This window comes from Sphingomonas sp. ABOLH (assembly GCF_003951715.1).
GTDB lineage: Bacteria > Pseudomonadota > Alphaproteobacteria > Sphingomonadales > Sphingomonadaceae > Sphingomonas > Sphingomonas hankookensis_A.
Genome location: NZ_QQWV01000038.1, coordinates 1 through 15051, shown reverse-complemented (window position 1 = coordinate 15051; position 15051 = coordinate 1). Strand labels below are relative to the sequence as shown.

The window sequence follows — 15051 nt, the reverse complement described above, 5'->3', positions numbered from 1 at the left end:
ACGCGACCACGCCGACAAAGAAGCGTGCCGCGTGCCCACTAACGGGGTGACACGACACGATGCGAAGCATTGGGATGAGGATGTTGGTACTTGCGGCCGCCGCCGCGCTGGCCGGGGGCGCCCACGCCGCCGCGCCGAAAGCGGTGACGCCGGGGTCCGGCGAGGTCGCGACCGCGCCGCAGGCGGGCGCACCGCCCCCCGGATCGGCCGCCGCCAACCCGACCGGACAGGCGGCGCCCGCCGCGACCGCCGATGCGCCCGCGCCGGCCGCGGTGCAGGACCCGACGCTCAACAGCGATGGTTCGCCACGCATGATCGCCGTGCCGCATGTCGGTCAGCCGTCCGACCGCGCCGTCGACCTGCAGGCACAGTTCACGCCGAACGGGCAGGAGGCGAAAGCCTTTCACAACCACATCCTGATGCCGGTCATCGTCGCCATCTCGCTGCTGGTGCTGTTCCTGCTCGCCTATGTCGTGATCCGGTTCCGTGAAAAGGCGAACCCGGTTCCGTCCAAGACGTCGCACAACACCGCCATCGAAATCATCTGGACCGCCGCGCCGGTGCTGATCCTCGCCGCGATCGCGGTGCCGTCGATCGGTCTGCTCGCGCGCCAGTTCAAGCCGGCGCCCGACAATGCGGTGACGATCAAGGCGATCGGCAACCAGTGGTTCTGGTCGTACGAATATCCCGATTATGGCGGCGTGTCGGTGACCGCCAACATGCTGAAGGAACGCAACGAGGTCGCCGCCGGACAGCGGTATCGCACCGATGCCGACGGCCCGCGCCTGCTGGCGGTCGACAACCGGATCGTGCTGCCGGTCGGCGTGCCGATCCGCCTGATCACCACCGCGACCGACGTGATCCACAGCTGGGCGATCCCCGCTTTCTGGGTAAAGCTCGACGCAGTGCCGGGACGGCTGAACGAAACCAGCTTCACCATCGACAAGCCCGGCCTGTATTTTGGCCAATGCAGCGAACTGTGCGGCGCGCGCCATGCGTATATGCCGATCGCGGTCGAAGCGGTGCCGGTGGCGCAGTTCAACCAGTGGATCCAGGCCAAGGGCGGCACGCTGCCCGGCGCCGCCGAAGCCGCCGCGCCCAGCAACGCCGTGATCCCGCAGCCGGGCGCCGATGTCGCCGACGACACGTCGAACGCGAGCGAGGCCGCCGACGTACCGGTGGTCAACGCGACCGAAGCCGCCTCTCCCTCCACCCAGCGCGCCACCGGCAACGGCGGCGGCGTCGGCAATGTGGACCAGTAAGATGACCGATACCGCCCTTTCCGGCCATAACGCGTTCGACGCGCACGGACATGGCCATGACGCGCACCATCACGATGCGGACCACAAGCCGGGCTTCTTCGCCCGGTGGTTCATGTCGACCAACCACAAGGACATCGGCACGCTGTACCTGATCTTCGCAATCGTCGCGGGGATCATCGGCGGCGCGATTTCGGGCATCATGCGCCTCGAACTGGCCGAACCGGGCATTCAGTGGCTGCCCTGGCTGTCGGGCCATGAAGGCGATCAGGCGCTCCATTTCTGGAACGTGCTCATCACCGCCCACGGCCTCATCATGGTGTTCTTCATGGTGATGCCGGCGATGATCGGCGGCTTCGGCAACTGGTTCGTGCCGATCATGATCGGTGCGCCGGACATGGCGTTCCCGCGCATGAACAACATCTCGTTCTGGCTGCTGATTCCCGCCTTCCTCCTGCTGCTGGGCAGCACGATGTTCGGCGGCGGCGCCGGCACCGGCTGGACGGTCTATGCCCCGCTGTCGACCTATGGCGAACCGGGGCCGAGCGTCGACATGGCGATCCTGTCGCTGCACCTGGCCGGTGCGTCATCGATCCTGGGCGCGATCAACTTCATCACCACCATCTTCAACATGCGCGCGCCGGGCATGACCCTGCACAAGATGCCGCTGTTCGTATGGTCGGTGCTGGTTACCGCGTTCCTGCTGCTGCTGGCGCTGCCGGTGCTGGCCGCCGCGATCACGATGCTGCTGACCGATCGCAAGTTCGGCACGACCTTCTTCGATCCCGCCGGCGGTGGCGACCCGATCCTGTACCAGCATCTGTTCTGGTTCTTCGGCCACCCCGAAGTGTACATCATGATCCTGCCGGGCTTCGGCATCATCAGCCACATCGTCGCGACGTTCAGCAAGAAGCCGGTGTTCGGCTATCTCGGCATGGCCTACGCCATGGTCGCGATCGGCGCGGTCGGCTTCGTCGTGTGGGCGCACCACATGTTCACCACCGGCCTCAGCGTGAACACCAAGATGTACTTCACCGCCGCCACGATGCTGATCGCGGTGCCGACCGGCATCAAGATCTTCTCGTGGATCGCGACGATGTGGGGCGGGTCGCTCCGTTTCCCCACGCCGATGCTGTGGGCGATCGGGTTCATCTTCATGTTCACCGTCGGCGGCGTGACCGGCGTGGTGCTGGCCAATGGCGGCGTCGACGACGTGCTGCACGACACCTATTATGTCGTCGCGCACTTCCACTACGTGCTGTCGCTGGGCGCAGTGTTCGCGCTGTTCGCCGGCTTCTACTACTGGTTCCCGAAGATGTCGGGCCGGATGTACAACGAACTGCTCGGCAAGCTGCACTTCTGGGTGTTCTTCATCGGCGTGAACGTCATGTTCTTCCCGATGCACTTCCTCGGCACGCAGGGGATGCCGCGGCGTTACCCGGACTATCCGGACGCCTATGCCTTCTTCAACCATATCGCCTCGGCCGGATACGGCATCATGGCGCTGGGCATGGTGTTCTTCTTCGTCAACATCGTCATCTCGCTGATGGCGGGACGCAAGGCGGCGGACAATCCGTGGGGCGAAGGTGCCACGACGCTGGAATGGACGCTCAGCTCGCCCCCGCCCTTCCACCAGTTCGAAACCCTGCCCAAGATCGACTGATCTTCATTGCAGCATCGAAACGAAAGGACGCCCCGGAGCAATCCGGGGCGTTTTTCTTTTGGTAACGGCAAAGACGGTAATGGTGTTCAGCGCCTTTCTGCCGCTGCAAGCTCAGTACGATATCGTAATGATTATTTGCCAGGCCTTGGAACAATTCGCACCTGACGCGCGTTGTTGCGCATTTTTTTCAGACGAATCATTCCATTAAGCATTTCCCAACCATAACGGCGCTACCACCGCGGGCAGGGTGCGTAGGGGAATGCCGATGTTGGGCGATCCGTCGAGTTTTGACGATTTGGAAGGAGAGACGCTTTCAGGGTTGGACGGCGAGGGCCATCCCGCGCCAAAGCCCCGAACGCGGCTCGAAACCCACGGAATAGTAAGTGCGTCGGCCCTGCTGGCGGCATGCGGGTCCGACGGGTCGAGCGGCAGCGGCAGCGGACTGGTGACGGTAACGAACCCGACGCCTGCCCCAACCCCCACGCCCAGCCCCACCCCGACCGTCGCTGCGCTGACCGCACAGGGCGCCAGCCGCTTTCTGGCGCAGGCGACGATGGGTGCGACCCGCGCCTCGATCGATGCGGTGCTGAACAGCGGCATCGCCGGCTGGATCGACGCGCAGTTCGCCCTGCCGCGCGATACCAGCCATTGGGACTGGCTGATGGCCAAGGGGTTCAACGACGCCGCGGTCAACGCCAACCTCAACGGCCAGAACGGCTATGACGCCAGCGTCTGGCGCCAGGCGATCGCCGGCAACGATCCGTTGCGGCAGCGTGTGTCGCTGGCGCTGCTCGATTTCCTCGTCGTCGGGATCGGCGGGCTGAACATGCCGTGGCGCGCCTTTTCGATGGGGGCGTATCATGACGTGCTGCTGGAGCATGCGTTCGGCAATTATCGCGACCTGCTGGGTGCGGTCGCGCTCAGCCCGGCGATGGGATCGTTCCTGAGTTCGGCGGGCAGCCGCAAGGCCGATGCGTCGAACGGGTCGATGCCCGACGAGAATTTCGCGCGCGAGCTGATGCAGCTCTTCACGCTCGGCGTCTATCAGCTCGAACAGGATGGCAGCGTCCGCACCTCGAACGGCGTGCCGCTCGAAACCTATACGCTGGACGATGTGTCGCAGCTCGCGCGGGTGTTCACCGGGCTGAACACGGTCGATTTCGACAACAGCACCCCGGCACGGATGCGCACGCCGATGCGGATCTGGGTCACCGCCAACGAAACCGGATCGGCGACCTTTCTGGGCGCGACGGTGTCGGGCGGCGGGATGGCGGCGGTCAATGCCGCGCTCGACATCCTGTTCCGCCATCCCAACATCGCGCCGTTCGTATCGAAGCAGCTGATCCAGCGGCTGGTGACGTCGAACCCCAGCCGCGGCTATGTCGGGCGCGTCGCCGCCGCCTTCGCCAATAACGGCAGCGGCGTGCGCGGCGACATGAAGGCGGTGATCCGCGCGATCCTGCTCGACCCCGAAGCCCGCGACGATGCCGCAGCCTTGGCCAGCACGACCGCCGGGCGGCTGCGCGATCCCGTCCAGCGCCTGACCAACTGGGCGCGCGCGTTCGGCGTCACGTCGCCGAGCGACGCCTGGGCGATCGGCGATACCAGCAACACGACGCTGCGGCTGGGCCAGTCGATCGGCCGCGCGTCCAGCGTATTCGGCTTCATGCGGCCGGGCTATTCCCCGCCCGGCACCGCGATGGCGCAGGCCGGGATGACCGCGCCCGAGTTCCAGATCGCGACCGAACAGACCAACATCGCCTATATCAACTATATGCAGTCGCTGGTCGGCGGCGGCACCGGCGATGTGAAGGCCGATTATGCGCCGATGATGGCGCTGGCGTCGGACAGCCAGAAGCTGGTCGACGAGGTCAACCTGATCCTTGCCGCCGGACAGCTGCGCGGCGCGACCGTCACCGCGATCCGCACCGCGGTCGACAGTATCCCGCTGACCGCAAACAACGCGACGCTCAACCGCACGGGGGCCGCGATCCTGCTGACCCTCGCCTCGCCCGATTATCTGGTGCTGAAATGAACGCTCCGACGATGCTGCACGACGTCTCGCGCCGCGCCTTTCTGCAACGCACCGCCGCGCTCGGCATGGCGGGGGTCGCCGCACCGTTCGTCACCAGCCTGGGCGCGATCGGCGAGGCGGCGGCGGCGACCGCCACCGATTACAAGGCGCTGGTCTGCATCTTCCTGCAGGGCGGCAACGACCATTACAACACGCTGGTCCCCTATGACCCGACGTCGCACGGGCAATATCGCACCGCGCGCAGCACCGTCGCGCTGGCGCGCGATGCGTTGCAGGCGACGGCGCTGCTGCCCGACAACGACCTGGGCGGGCGGGCCTATGCGCTGGCGCCGACCATGGCGAAGCTCAACCCGCTGTTCGATGCGGGGCGGCTGGCGGTCGCGCTGAACGTCGGGACGCTGATCCAGCCGACGACGCGCGCGCAATATCTGAACAAGTCGGTGCGCGTGCCGCCCAAGCTGTTTTCGCACAACGACCAGCAGAGCTTTTTCCAGGCCTCCAGCCCGGAAGGCGCGGCATCGGGCTGGGGCGGGCGGATCGGCGACCTGTACCAGTCGGGCAACGGGTCGGCGACGCTGACCTGCATCAACGCGTCGGGCAATGCGGTCTTCCTGACCGGGCGGCAGGCGATCCAGTATAATGTCGGCACCGGCGGCCCGGTATCGCTGCTGCGCGGGGCGACGTCGCTCTACGGATCGGCGACCGCGGCGCAGACGCTGGCGCGGCTGATGTCCGAAACTAATCCGCACATGTTCGCTAGCGAATATGCGCGGGTGAACAAGCGGGCGATGGATACCCAGGCGCAACTGGCCAATGCGCTGGCCGGCGTGCCCGAATCGACACTCAACCTGTTCCCGACCGGCAATTCGCTGGCCGACCAGCTGCGGATGGTCGCGCGGATGATCGCCATTTCGGGCCAGATCGGTGCGAAGCGGCAGATCTTCTTCGTCGCGATGGGCGGGTTCGACCTGCACGACAATCTGGCGACGTCGCAGCCGGTGCTGCTCGGGCGGCTGGCCGATGCGATGCGCGCGTTCCACGACACCACCGCCGCGCTGGGCGTCGCGGACAAGGTGACGACCTTCACCGGGTCCGATTTCGGCCGGACGCTGACGTCGAACGGCAATGGCGTCGACCATGGCTGGGGGTCGATGCACTTCGTCATGGGCGGCGCGGTGAAGGGCAAGCGGCTCTATGGCGCGCCGCCGGCGATCGGCCACAATACCAGCGACGATGTCGGCCAGGGGCGGCTGATCCCGACGATGGCGGTCGATCAATATGCCTCGACGCTGGCGCGGTGGTTCGGCGTGTCGGACGGCGACCTGTCGACCGTACTGCCCAATATCGGCAATTACGACCGGTCGAGCTGGTCGCAGGGTTTCGTCTGAGCGCAGCGGACCGATGGCTGTCATCGAAACGAAATAAAATACGCCTAGCGCGCGCGGCAGGGACGGCCCGCGGCGCGATGCGAGCAGATTACCGCCCGGTGGTTCGGGGGAACCGCCGGGCGGCTTTGCGTTGGCGTTCGGGCGGTCGACCACAGGGAAGGAAAACCCAATGAAGACCCGCCTGCCGCTGCTCGTCAGCGCCGCGTTCGTCGCGCTCGCGACGCCGGCATTCGCCCAGACCGCCGATGCGCCGACCGACGCGACCTCCGCCACGCCGGGCGAGGATGCCGGTCTCGGCGACATCGTCGTCACCGCCGAACGCCGCGAAGAGCGGTTGCAGAACACGCCGCTGTCGGTCGGTGTCGCGAGCGGCGACGACCTGCGCCAGTTCCAGTCGGGCGGCGAAGACACGCTGCTGTCGCTGTCGGGTCGCATCCCCGGCCTCTATGCGGAGACGACCACCGGCCGCATCTTCCCGCGCTTCTACATCCGGGGTCTGGGCAATATCGACTTCTATCTCGGCGCGTCGCAGCCGGTCACCGTCATCCAGGACGACGTGATCCTCGAACATGTCGTGCTGAAGTCGAACCCGGTCTATGATGTGGCGCAGGTCGAAGTGTTGCGCGGGCCGCAGGGGTCGCTGTTCGGCCGCAACACCACCGCCGGCATCATCAAGTTCGATACGATCCGCCCGACGGCCACCTTCCAGAGCCGCGCACAGGCGTCGTACGGCACCTATAACAGCGCCAGCTTCGACGCCGGGGTCGGCGGGCCGATCGCCGACGGGCTGATGGTGCGCGTGTCGGCGCTGGTCCAGCACCGCGACGATTGGGTCGACAACAGCTATACCGGCTTCAGCGCCGACAATACGCAGACGCCCAAGAAGAACGCGATGGGCGGCTTCGACGACCGCAACCTGCGCCTGCAGCTGCGCGCGCAGCCGACAGATGCGATCACCCTCGACCTGTCGGGCCATGCCCGCTGGTATGAGGGCACCTCGACCATCTTCCACCGCGCGGCATTGAAGCGCGGGTCGAACGACGTGTCGGCGGAACCCCGCGACCGCGTGGCGCTGGACGAAGGCGGCAACAATCCGCAGGCGTACAACACCTATGGCGCATCGGCTCGCGCCGCGTTCGATTTCGGTCCGGTCGAGCTGACCTCGATCACCGCGTACGAAACGACCAGCGGCTATAGCCGGGGCGATACCGATGGCGGCGCGGCGGCGCTGTTCCCGGTGAACGGCGTGCCCAACGGCTTCGGTCAGAGCCGCGGCAACATCCGCGACCTCGACCAATGGTCGCAGGAACTGCGCCTTGCCTCGACCGGCAGCGGCCCGTTCGGCTTCCAGCTCGGCGGTTTCTATTTCGACAATCGCGACGTCACCGAATTCTACCAGCGCGGATTCTTCCTGACGACGGCAGCGCGCAATCCCAACAACTGGGTCCGGCTGCGGGATACCAACACGTCGTGGGCGGCGTTCGGACAGGCGCATTACGACTTCACCGACCGGCTGACGCTGACCGCCGGTGCGCGCATCACCGAAGATACGAAGCGCACCCGGCTGGTGAAGACGGCCAACACCGCGGCGAACGTCGTCACCTATCGCGGTCGCACCGACGTCAAGCTGTCGTCGACCGAACCCAGCTGGGACGTCAGCCTGCTGTACAAGGCGAGCGACGAATTGAGCCTGTATTCGCGCGTCGCGCGCGGCTTCCGCGGGCCGACGATCCAGGGGCGCTCGGCGGTGTTCAACGCCGATTTCACCACGGCGGATTCCGAAACGATCCTGTCGTTTGAAACCGGGTTCAAGAGCAACCTGCTCGACAACACGCTGCGACTGAACGCCACCGTCTTCGGCTATCGGGTCAAGGACATCCAGCTGAACGGCAATGATTCGAACGGCAACGGCGTGCTGTTCAACGCCGACAAGGCGCAGGCCTATGGCGTCGAGGCCGAGCTGGACTGGAAGCCGGTGCCGCAGCTGACGCTGGGTCTCGGCGGCAGCTGGCTGCATTCGGCGATCCGCGACAAGCGCGTGTTCGCGCAGGTCTGTGCGCTGAACGGACAGGTGGTCTGCACCGTACAGAACCCGACGATCCGCGTCGGCGCCAACACCTTTGCCCAGATCGACGGCGAACCGCTGCCCAATGCGCCCGAATATACGCTCGACCTGACCGCGCGCTGGGATCAGCCGCTCAACGACGGGTCGCGGGTGTTCATCGCCACCGACTGGAATCTGCAGGGCTATACCCAGTTCACCCTGTACCGGGCGCCCGAATTCACCGCGAACGGCAATTTCGAAGGCGGGCTGAAGATCGGTTACGCTCCGCCGTCCGACGCGTGGGAACTGTCGGTGTTCACGCGCAACATCACCAACGAAAAGAACCTGAAGGGCGTGATCGAGAATTACATGGCCGCGGTGTTCAACGATCCGCGGATCATCGGTGTCTCGCTGTCGGGCAGGTTCCGGTAAGGGGCTGAGCGCTTCCCCCCGTTCGTCATTCCGGCGGAGGCCGGAATCCATGGATGGGGGGACGGTCGCGGTTCTTTCGACAGCTTCCGACACAATGGATCCCGGCCTTCGCCGGGATGACGGGGTGGGATGGTAAGGTCTCGCCCTACCCCCATCGTCACCCCCGCGCAGGCGGGGGTCCATAACCGCTGGCGCTGGTTGGGAATCATGGACGTTGCGTCTATGGATTCCCGCCTTCGCGGGAATGACGACGGGGGTGGGCACCGCGAACCTCACACCCGCTTTCCCCCGCCCGCACAACTCTCTATACAGCGGCGATGACCGCGCAGACGATCACCCTGCCCGCCGACTGGCGCGACTTCCTGGCCCTGACCAAGCCCCGCGTGATGACGCTGGTCGTCTTCACCGGCCTGTGCGGGATGCTGGCAGCCCCCGTGCCGATCCATCCGGTGCTGGGCTTCACCGCCGTGCTGTGCATCGCGCTCGGTGCCGGCGCCGCCGGTGCGCTGAACCAATGGTATGAGGCCGATCTCGACGCGAAGATGAAGCGGACGCAGGGCCGCCCGCTGCCCGCCGGGCGGATGGAGCGCGAATCGGCGCTGCATTTCGGTGTCGGCCTCGCGATCTTCTCGGTCGTGCTGATGGGGCTGGCCGTGAATGTCCCCGCCGCGATCATCCTGACCGTCTCGATCCTGTTCTACGTGCTGGTCTATACCGTGTGGCTCAAGCGCCGCACGCCGCAGAACATCGTCATCGGCGGCGCGGCGGGGGCGTTTCCGCCGCTGATCGGCTGGGCGGCGGCGACCGGCGATGTCGCGCTGCTGCCGTTCCTGCTGTTCAGCCTCGTCTTCCTGTGGACGCCGCCGCATTTCTGGGCCTTGGCGCTGTTCGTGAAGACCGATTACGCCAATGCCGGTGTGCCGATGCTGCCGGTGGTGGCGGGCGAGCGGGTGACGCGGACGCAGATCGGGCTGTACACCATCCCGATGGCCGCCGTCGCGGTGGCGCCATGGCCGCTGGGCCTCACCGGTCCGATCTACGGCATCGCCGCGTGCCTGCTGACCGCGACCTTCGGCGTGCTGGCGGTGCAGGTCGCGACGCGCAGGACCGGCCCCGAAGACAAGATGAAGCCCGAAAAGCGGCTGTTCGCTTTCTCGATCCTGTATCTCTTTGCGATGTTCGGCGCGCTGGTCGCCGACCGGTGGGTGGTGGCATGAGCGAGCACGACGACCGCATCCGCGCGCGCCAGCGCGAACGGGCGAAGGTGATGGCGTGGCTGCTCGGCGCGTTCGTGCTGCTGATGTTCGCGATCACCATCGTCAAGATTCGCGCCGGGATGGGCGCGTGACCCGCAACCTGCGCACCGCCCTGTTCGCCGCCGCGGCCGTGGTCGGCATGACCGGGGTCGGCTTCGCCAGCGTGCCGCTCTACCGCATGTTCTGTCAGGTGACCGGGTTCAACGGCACGACGCAGCGCGGGCAGGCAGCGCCCGGCGGCATCGGCGACAAGGTCGTGGTGCGCTTCGACGCCAACTCGAACCCCGCACTTGGCTGGGAGTTCAAGCCCGAACGCGCATCGGAAACCGTCGATATCGGCGCGCGCGACATGGCGTTCTTCACCGCCAAGAACGTGTCGGGCCGCCCGGTCACCGGCACCGCGACCTTCAACGTGACGCCCAGTCAGGCGGGAAAATATTTCACGAAGATCCAGTGCTTCTGCTTCACCGAACAGACGCTGCAGCCGGGTGAGAAGGTGCGGATGCCGGTCATCTTCTTCGTCGATCCGAAGATCCATGACGACCCGGATGCGAAGGACATTCGCGCGATCACGCTGTCCTACACATTTTACCCGGTGGATTCGGCCGCGACGACCAGCTAGGATCGCGCAGAATTACGCACCGGCACAGGCGCGACGCATATAGGGATGGATGATGGCAGGCGCGAAGAACCACGATTTTCACATCCTTCCCCCCAGCATCTGGCCGCTGGCGAGTTCGCTGGCCGCGTTCGCGCTGGCAGCGGGTGGGGTCATGTGGATGAACGAGGCGGCGCTGGGCGGGCTGGTGTTCGGCGCGGGGCTGATCGCCACGCTGTCGTGCATGGGCTTCTGGTGGGCGGACGTCATCCGCGAGGCGAAGGCCGGCGACCATACCCCGGTCGTGCAGCTGCACCTGCGCTACGGCATGATCCTGTTCATCGCGTCCGAAGTGATGTTCTTCGTCGGCTGGTTCTGGTCGTGGTTCGACTTTTCGCTGTTCCCCGCCGCGATCCAGTACAGCCATGAGGACGGCGTCTCGCTGATCGAGGCAGGCAACACCGCGGTCACCGCGCAATGGCCGCCGGCGGGCCTCGAAGTGCTTAACGCGTTCGAGCTGCCGCTGCTCAACACCTTCATCCTGCTGCTGTCGGGCACGACCGTCACCTGGGCACACCATGCGCTGATCCACAACCAGCGCGGCGGCAAGCTCAAGGGGCTGTGGGGCGCGATCGGCGTGGGCGAGAATGACGGCGTCAAGAAGGGGCTGTGGCTGACCGTCCTTCTGGGCGCGCTGTTCTCGTGCATCCAGGCCTATGAGTATATCCATGCGCCGATGCCGTTCGCGGGGCTGAACTATGGCGCCGCCTTCTACATGGCGACCGGGTTCCACGGCTTCCACGTGCTCGTCGGCACCATCTTCCTCGCCGTCAACCTGATCCGCGCCTACAAGGGCGACTTTACGCCCAAGCAGCATTTCGGCTTCGAAGCGGCCGCCTGGTACTGGCATTTCGTCGACGTGGTGTGGCTGTTCCTGTTCGTCGTCATCTATGTCTGGGGCGGCTGGGGCGCGCCGATCCATGGTGGCTGATGCCTGATCCGGTGGGCGCGGGCGGTCCCGCGCCCTTCGATTGCGGCATGCGCGGCCTGTGTCCGCGCTGCGGGGCCACGACCTTGTTCCGTGGCCCCGTCGCCTTTGCCGACCGGTGCGGCGCCTGTGCCCTTGATTTCTCGGCGTTCAATGTCGGCGACGGACCGGCGGCGTTCCTGACGCTGATCCTGGGCGGCATCGTCACCATCCTCGCCATCTGGCTCGACCTGAAGGTGGGGCCACCGTGGTGGGTCCATGCCCTGCTGTGGATACCGCTGACCATCGGCGGCGTGGTCGGGTCGCTCCGGATCGCCAAGGGCATGCTGCTGGCGCTCGAATATCGCAACGCCGCGCGCGAAGGCAAAATCGCCCCCCGCCCATGAAGCGCCTGCCCGTCCTGCCGACCCTTATCGTCCTGCTCGCGGTCGCCGCCATGATCGCGCTCGGCGTCTGGCAGTTGCAGCGCCGTACCGAAAAGGCCGCGCTGATCGCGCGCGCCACCGCCAATCTCGACCGCCCGGCCCAGCCCTTGCCGCCGCGGATCGCCGACGAGCTGCTGTTCGCGCGCGTTACCGCCACTTGTGCCCGGGTCGAGGGGTGGACGATGGGCGCCGGCCGCACGGCAAACGGCACCTCGGGCTATCGCCATATCGCCGCCTGCCAGTCACCGACCGGCCAGCGCTTCCGCGTCGACATGGGTGTCGCGACCGACCCGAAGCTGCGCCCGGTCTGGGCCGGCGGCGCGGTCGCCGGCACCTTGAGCCACGCGCCGGGCGGGCCGACCCTGCTCGACCGGATGACCGGCCATGCCGCGCCACCCGCGCCGATGATCGTGTCGGACGTCGCCGCACCGGGCCTGTCGCCCAGCCAGCGCCCCGATCCGGCCAGCCTGCCCGACAATCATCTGGGCTATGCGCTGCAATGGTTCGGCTTCGCCTTGGCCGCGGTCATCATATACTTGCTGGCACTTCGTCGTCGTAGCCGCTAACCGCACCCCCATGCGGTATGTCAGCACCAGGGGCGATGCGCCCGAACTCGACTTCGCCGGCGCGACGCTGGCCGGATTGGCACGCGATGGCGGGCTGTATGTCCCGACCGAGTGGCCGACGCTGACCCGTGACGATATCGCGGCGCTGGCGGGCCTCAGCTATGCCGAAACGGCGGTGCGGGTGATGCTGCCGTTCGTCGGCGACTCGCTGTCGGAAGACGAACTGCGCGCGCTATGCGAAACCGCCTATGGCCGCTTCAGCCACAAGGGCGTCACCCCGCTGGTACAGCTCGACCATGACCAGTGGCTGCTGGAGCTGTTCCACGGCCCGACGCTGGCGTTCAAGGACGTTGCATTGCAGCTTCTGGGGCTGTTGTTCGAACGTTTCCTCACCGGCACCAGCGAACGCCTGACGATCGTCGGCGCGACCAGCGGGGACACCGGATCGGCCGCGATCGACGCGGTGGCGGGTCGCGAGAATATCGACATCTTCATGCTGCACCCGGCGGGCCGCGTGTCCGACGTGCAGCGGCGGCAGATGACGACCGTGCTGTCGCCCAACGTCCACAATATCGCGATCGAAGGCGACTTCGACACGGCGCAGGCGCTGGTCAAGGCGATGTTCAACGATCCCGGCTTCTCGGGGCGCTTCCGCCTGTCCGCCGTCAATTCGATCAACTGGGCGCGGTTGATGGCGCAGGTGGTCTATTATTTCTACGCCGCCGTACGGCTGGGCGGACCGGACAAGGCGATCGCCTTCTCGGTCCCGACCGGCAATTTCGGCGACGTGTTCGCAGGCTATGTCGCGGCGCAGATGGGGCTGCCGATCGCCAGGCTGATCGTCGCGACCAACGTCAACGACATCCTGCACCGCGCGCTGTCGACCGGCGATTATTCGAGCGCGACGGTAACGCCGACCGCCACCCCGTCGATGGATATCCAGGTCAGCTCGAACTTCGAACGACTGCTGCACGATCTGGGCGGGCGCGACGGGCTGGCGCTGGGCGACCAGATGCGCGGGTTCGAATCGAGCCGGGCGATGCGGCTGACCAATGCGCAGCAACAGGGCGCGGCCTCGCTGTTCCAGAGCGCGCGCGTCGATGCCGACCGCATGGCGCAGGCGATGCGCTGGGCATGCGACAACGCCGCGCAGACGATCGACCCGCACACCGCCATCGCGCTTGCCGCCGCGCTCGACAGCGGCATCGACGCGCCGATGGTCACGCTGGCGACCGCGCACCCGGCCAAGTTCCCCGACGCGGTCGAACGTGCCATCGGCACCCGCGCCCCGCTGCCCCCGCGCGTCGGCGACCTGTTCGAGCGCGAGGAACGCTATGTCACCCTGCCCGCTACCTTCGAAGCGGTAACTGCCTGGATCGCCGAACGGGCGACGCCCCGCGCGTAATGGACCCGATCGCACTTATCGGCGAGCCATGGGGCGATTACGGGCTGATCGATTGCGGCCATGGTCGCAAGCTGGAACGCTATGGCCCGTTCCGCTTCATCCGGCCGGAGCCGCAGGCGATGTGGGCGCCGGCACTCGACCGGTGGGACGCGCATGGCGAGTTCGTGCCCGGATCGGACGAGGATGGCGGCGGGCGCTGGCAATTCTTCAAGCAGCCTCCGCGCGACTGGCCGCTGACGTGGCGCGAGGTGCGCTTTTCGGCCAGCAACACGCCGTTCCGCCATCTCGGCTTCTTTCCCGACATGGCGCCGGTGTGGGACTGGATGCGCGGGCGGCTGGACGGGGCGAGTGATCCGGAATGCCTGAACCTGTTTGGCTATACCGGGGTCGGCAGCCTCGCGCTTGCCAGCGCGGGCGCGCGCGTCGTCCATGTCGATGCGTCGAAGAAGTCGGTCGAGCAGGCGCGCGCGAATGCGGCGCTGTCGGAGATGACCGACAAGCCGGTCCGCTGGCTGGTCGAGGACGCCGCCAAGTTCGTGGGCCGCGAGGTGCGGCGGGGACGGCGTTATGACGGCATCATTCTCGACCCGCCCAAATGGGGCCGTGGGCCGAATGGCGAAGTGTGGAAGCTGGAGGAGCACCTCCCTGGCCTGATCGCCGATTGCCGCCAGTTGCTCGATGGCAAGTCGCGGTTCCTGTTCCTGACGGTGTACGCGGTGCGGATGTCGGCGCTGGCGATCGGCGAATTGCTGCGCCAGTCGCTCGGCGATCTGGGCGGCACGGTCGAATGCGGCGAACTGGGCGTGCGCGAGGAGACGCGCGGGCTGGTCCTGCCGACAGCGATTTTCGCGCGGTGGTCCCGCTAAGATCCTCCCCATCTTCGATGGGGAGGGGGACCGCTCGCGTAGCGAGGGGTGGAGGGGCGTCACCGCGAACGCAGCGCAGGGGGCAATGCCCCTCCACCAGCCTGCGGCTGGTCCCCCTCCCCGCAT

The 15051-nt window shown here is 66.7% G+C and carries 13 protein-coding genes; all 13 read left to right on the top strand.

Features of this window, described 5'->3' with window-relative positions:
* The first annotated feature begins 74 nt into the window (after positions 1 to 74).
* The 13 genes from coxB (at position 75) to CA237_RS15075 (ending at position 14925) form a co-directional block, all read left to right on the top strand.
* On the top strand, positions 75 to 1262 hold the full coding sequence (coxB, locus tag CA237_RS15135; RefSeq protein WP_126014578.1) for a cytochrome c oxidase subunit II: 1188 nt from the start codon (positions 75 to 77) through the stop codon (positions 1260 to 1262).
* Position 1263: 1 nt separating this feature from the next.
* On the top strand, positions 1264 to 2922 hold the full coding sequence (ctaD, locus tag CA237_RS15130; protein ID WP_126014577.1) for a cytochrome c oxidase subunit I: 1659 nt from the start codon (positions 1264 to 1266) through the stop codon (positions 2920 to 2922).
* A 265-nt stretch (positions 2923 to 3187) separates the two neighbouring features.
* Complete coding sequence (locus tag CA237_RS15125) at positions 3188 to 4957, top strand: DUF1800 domain-containing protein (protein ID WP_241215510.1); 1770 nt, start codon at positions 3188 to 3190, stop codon at positions 4955 to 4957.
* Positions 4954 to 6345: a DUF1501 domain-containing protein gene (locus CA237_RS15120; RefSeq protein WP_232307875.1), complete on the top strand. Its 1392-nt coding sequence runs from the start codon at positions 4954 to 4956 to the stop codon at positions 6343 to 6345. The genes CA237_RS15125 and CA237_RS15120 overlap by 4 nt, the downstream gene beginning before the upstream one ends.
* A gap of 169 nt (positions 6346 to 6514) precedes the next feature.
* Complete coding sequence (locus tag CA237_RS15115; protein ID WP_126014573.1) at positions 6515 to 8821, top strand: TonB-dependent receptor; 2307 nt, start codon at positions 6515 to 6517, stop codon at positions 8819 to 8821.
* Between the two features lie 317 nt (positions 8822 to 9138).
* On the top strand, positions 9139 to 10038 hold the full coding sequence (locus tag CA237_RS15105) for a heme o synthase (RefSeq protein ID WP_126014569.1): 900 nt from the start codon (positions 9139 to 9141) through the stop codon (positions 10036 to 10038).
* Positions 10035 to 10169, top strand: a complete 135-nt coding sequence (locus CA237_RS20160) for a hypothetical protein (RefSeq protein WP_268794971.1) — start codon at positions 10035 to 10037, stop codon at positions 10167 to 10169. Before CA237_RS15105 ends, CA237_RS20160 begins: the two co-directional genes overlap by 4 nt.
* Entirely contained in the window at positions 10166 to 10699 is a 534-nt protein-coding gene (locus CA237_RS15100; RefSeq protein WP_066688927.1) for a cytochrome c oxidase assembly protein, read from the top strand. The genes CA237_RS20160 and CA237_RS15100 overlap by 4 nt, the downstream gene beginning before the upstream one ends.
* 52 nt (positions 10700 to 10751) lie before the next feature.
* A complete protein-coding gene (locus tag CA237_RS15095; protein WP_066689035.1) occupies positions 10752 to 11666 on the top strand; it encodes a cytochrome c oxidase subunit 3 in 915 nt (304 codons plus the stop codon).
* Entirely contained in the window at positions 11666 to 12049 is a 384-nt protein-coding gene (locus CA237_RS15090; protein WP_066688931.1) for a DUF983 domain-containing protein, read from the top strand. Before CA237_RS15095 ends, CA237_RS15090 begins: the two co-directional genes overlap by 1 nt.
* On the top strand, positions 12046 to 12654 hold the full coding sequence (locus CA237_RS15085; RefSeq protein WP_066688932.1) for an SURF1 family protein: 609 nt from the start codon (positions 12046 to 12048) through the stop codon (positions 12652 to 12654). The genes CA237_RS15090 and CA237_RS15085 overlap by 4 nt, the downstream gene beginning before the upstream one ends.
* Positions 12655 to 12664: 10 nt before the next feature.
* Positions 12665 to 14059: a threonine synthase gene (gene thrC, locus CA237_RS15080; protein WP_066688934.1), complete on the top strand. Its 1395-nt coding sequence runs from the start codon at positions 12665 to 12667 to the stop codon at positions 14057 to 14059.
* Positions 14059 to 14925 carry a class I SAM-dependent methyltransferase gene (locus CA237_RS15075; protein ID WP_126014567.1) on the top strand — a complete coding sequence of 289 codons (867 nt, stop codon included), beginning with the start codon at positions 14059 to 14061 and terminating at the stop codon, positions 14923 to 14925. The genes thrC and CA237_RS15075 overlap by 1 nt, the downstream gene beginning before the upstream one ends.
* Positions 14926 to 15051 lie beyond the last annotated feature (126 nt).

Excerpts from the sequence above, each read along its gene's own strand:
- coxB (WP_126014578.1), top strand. The coding sequence starts at position 75 with ATGAGGATGTTGGTACTTGCGGCCGCCGCCGCGCTGGCCGGGGGCGCC.
- ctaD (WP_126014577.1), top strand. The coding sequence starts at position 1,264 with ATGACCGATACCGCCCTTTCCGGCCATAACGCGTTCGACGCGCACGGA.
- CA237_RS15125 (WP_241215510.1), top strand. The coding sequence starts at position 3,188 with ATGTTGGGCGATCCGTCGAGTTTTGACGATTTGGAAGGAGAGACGCTT.
- CA237_RS15120 (WP_232307875.1), top strand. The coding sequence starts at position 4,954 with ATGAACGCTCCGACGATGCTGCACGACGTCTCGCGCCGCGCCTTTCTG.
- CA237_RS15115 (WP_126014573.1), top strand. The coding sequence starts at position 6,515 with ATGAAGACCCGCCTGCCGCTGCTCGTCAGCGCCGCGTTCGTCGCGCTC.
- CA237_RS15105 (WP_126014569.1), top strand. The coding sequence starts at position 9,139 with ATGACCGCGCAGACGATCACCCTGCCCGCCGACTGGCGCGACTTCCTG.
- CA237_RS20160 (WP_268794971.1), top strand. The coding sequence starts at position 10,035 with ATGAGCGAGCACGACGACCGCATCCGCGCGCGCCAGCGCGAACGGGCG.
- CA237_RS15095 (WP_066689035.1), top strand. The coding sequence starts at position 10,752 with ATGGCAGGCGCGAAGAACCACGATTTTCACATCCTTCCCCCCAGCATC.
- CA237_RS15090 (WP_066688931.1), top strand. The coding sequence starts at position 11,666 with ATGCCTGATCCGGTGGGCGCGGGCGGTCCCGCGCCCTTCGATTGCGGC.
- CA237_RS15085 (WP_066688932.1), top strand. The coding sequence starts at position 12,046 with ATGAAGCGCCTGCCCGTCCTGCCGACCCTTATCGTCCTGCTCGCGGTC.
- thrC (WP_066688934.1), top strand. The coding sequence starts at position 12,665 with ATGCGGTATGTCAGCACCAGGGGCGATGCGCCCGAACTCGACTTCGCC.
- CA237_RS15075 (WP_126014567.1), top strand. The coding sequence starts at position 14,059 with ATGGACCCGATCGCACTTATCGGCGAGCCATGGGGCGATTACGGGCTG.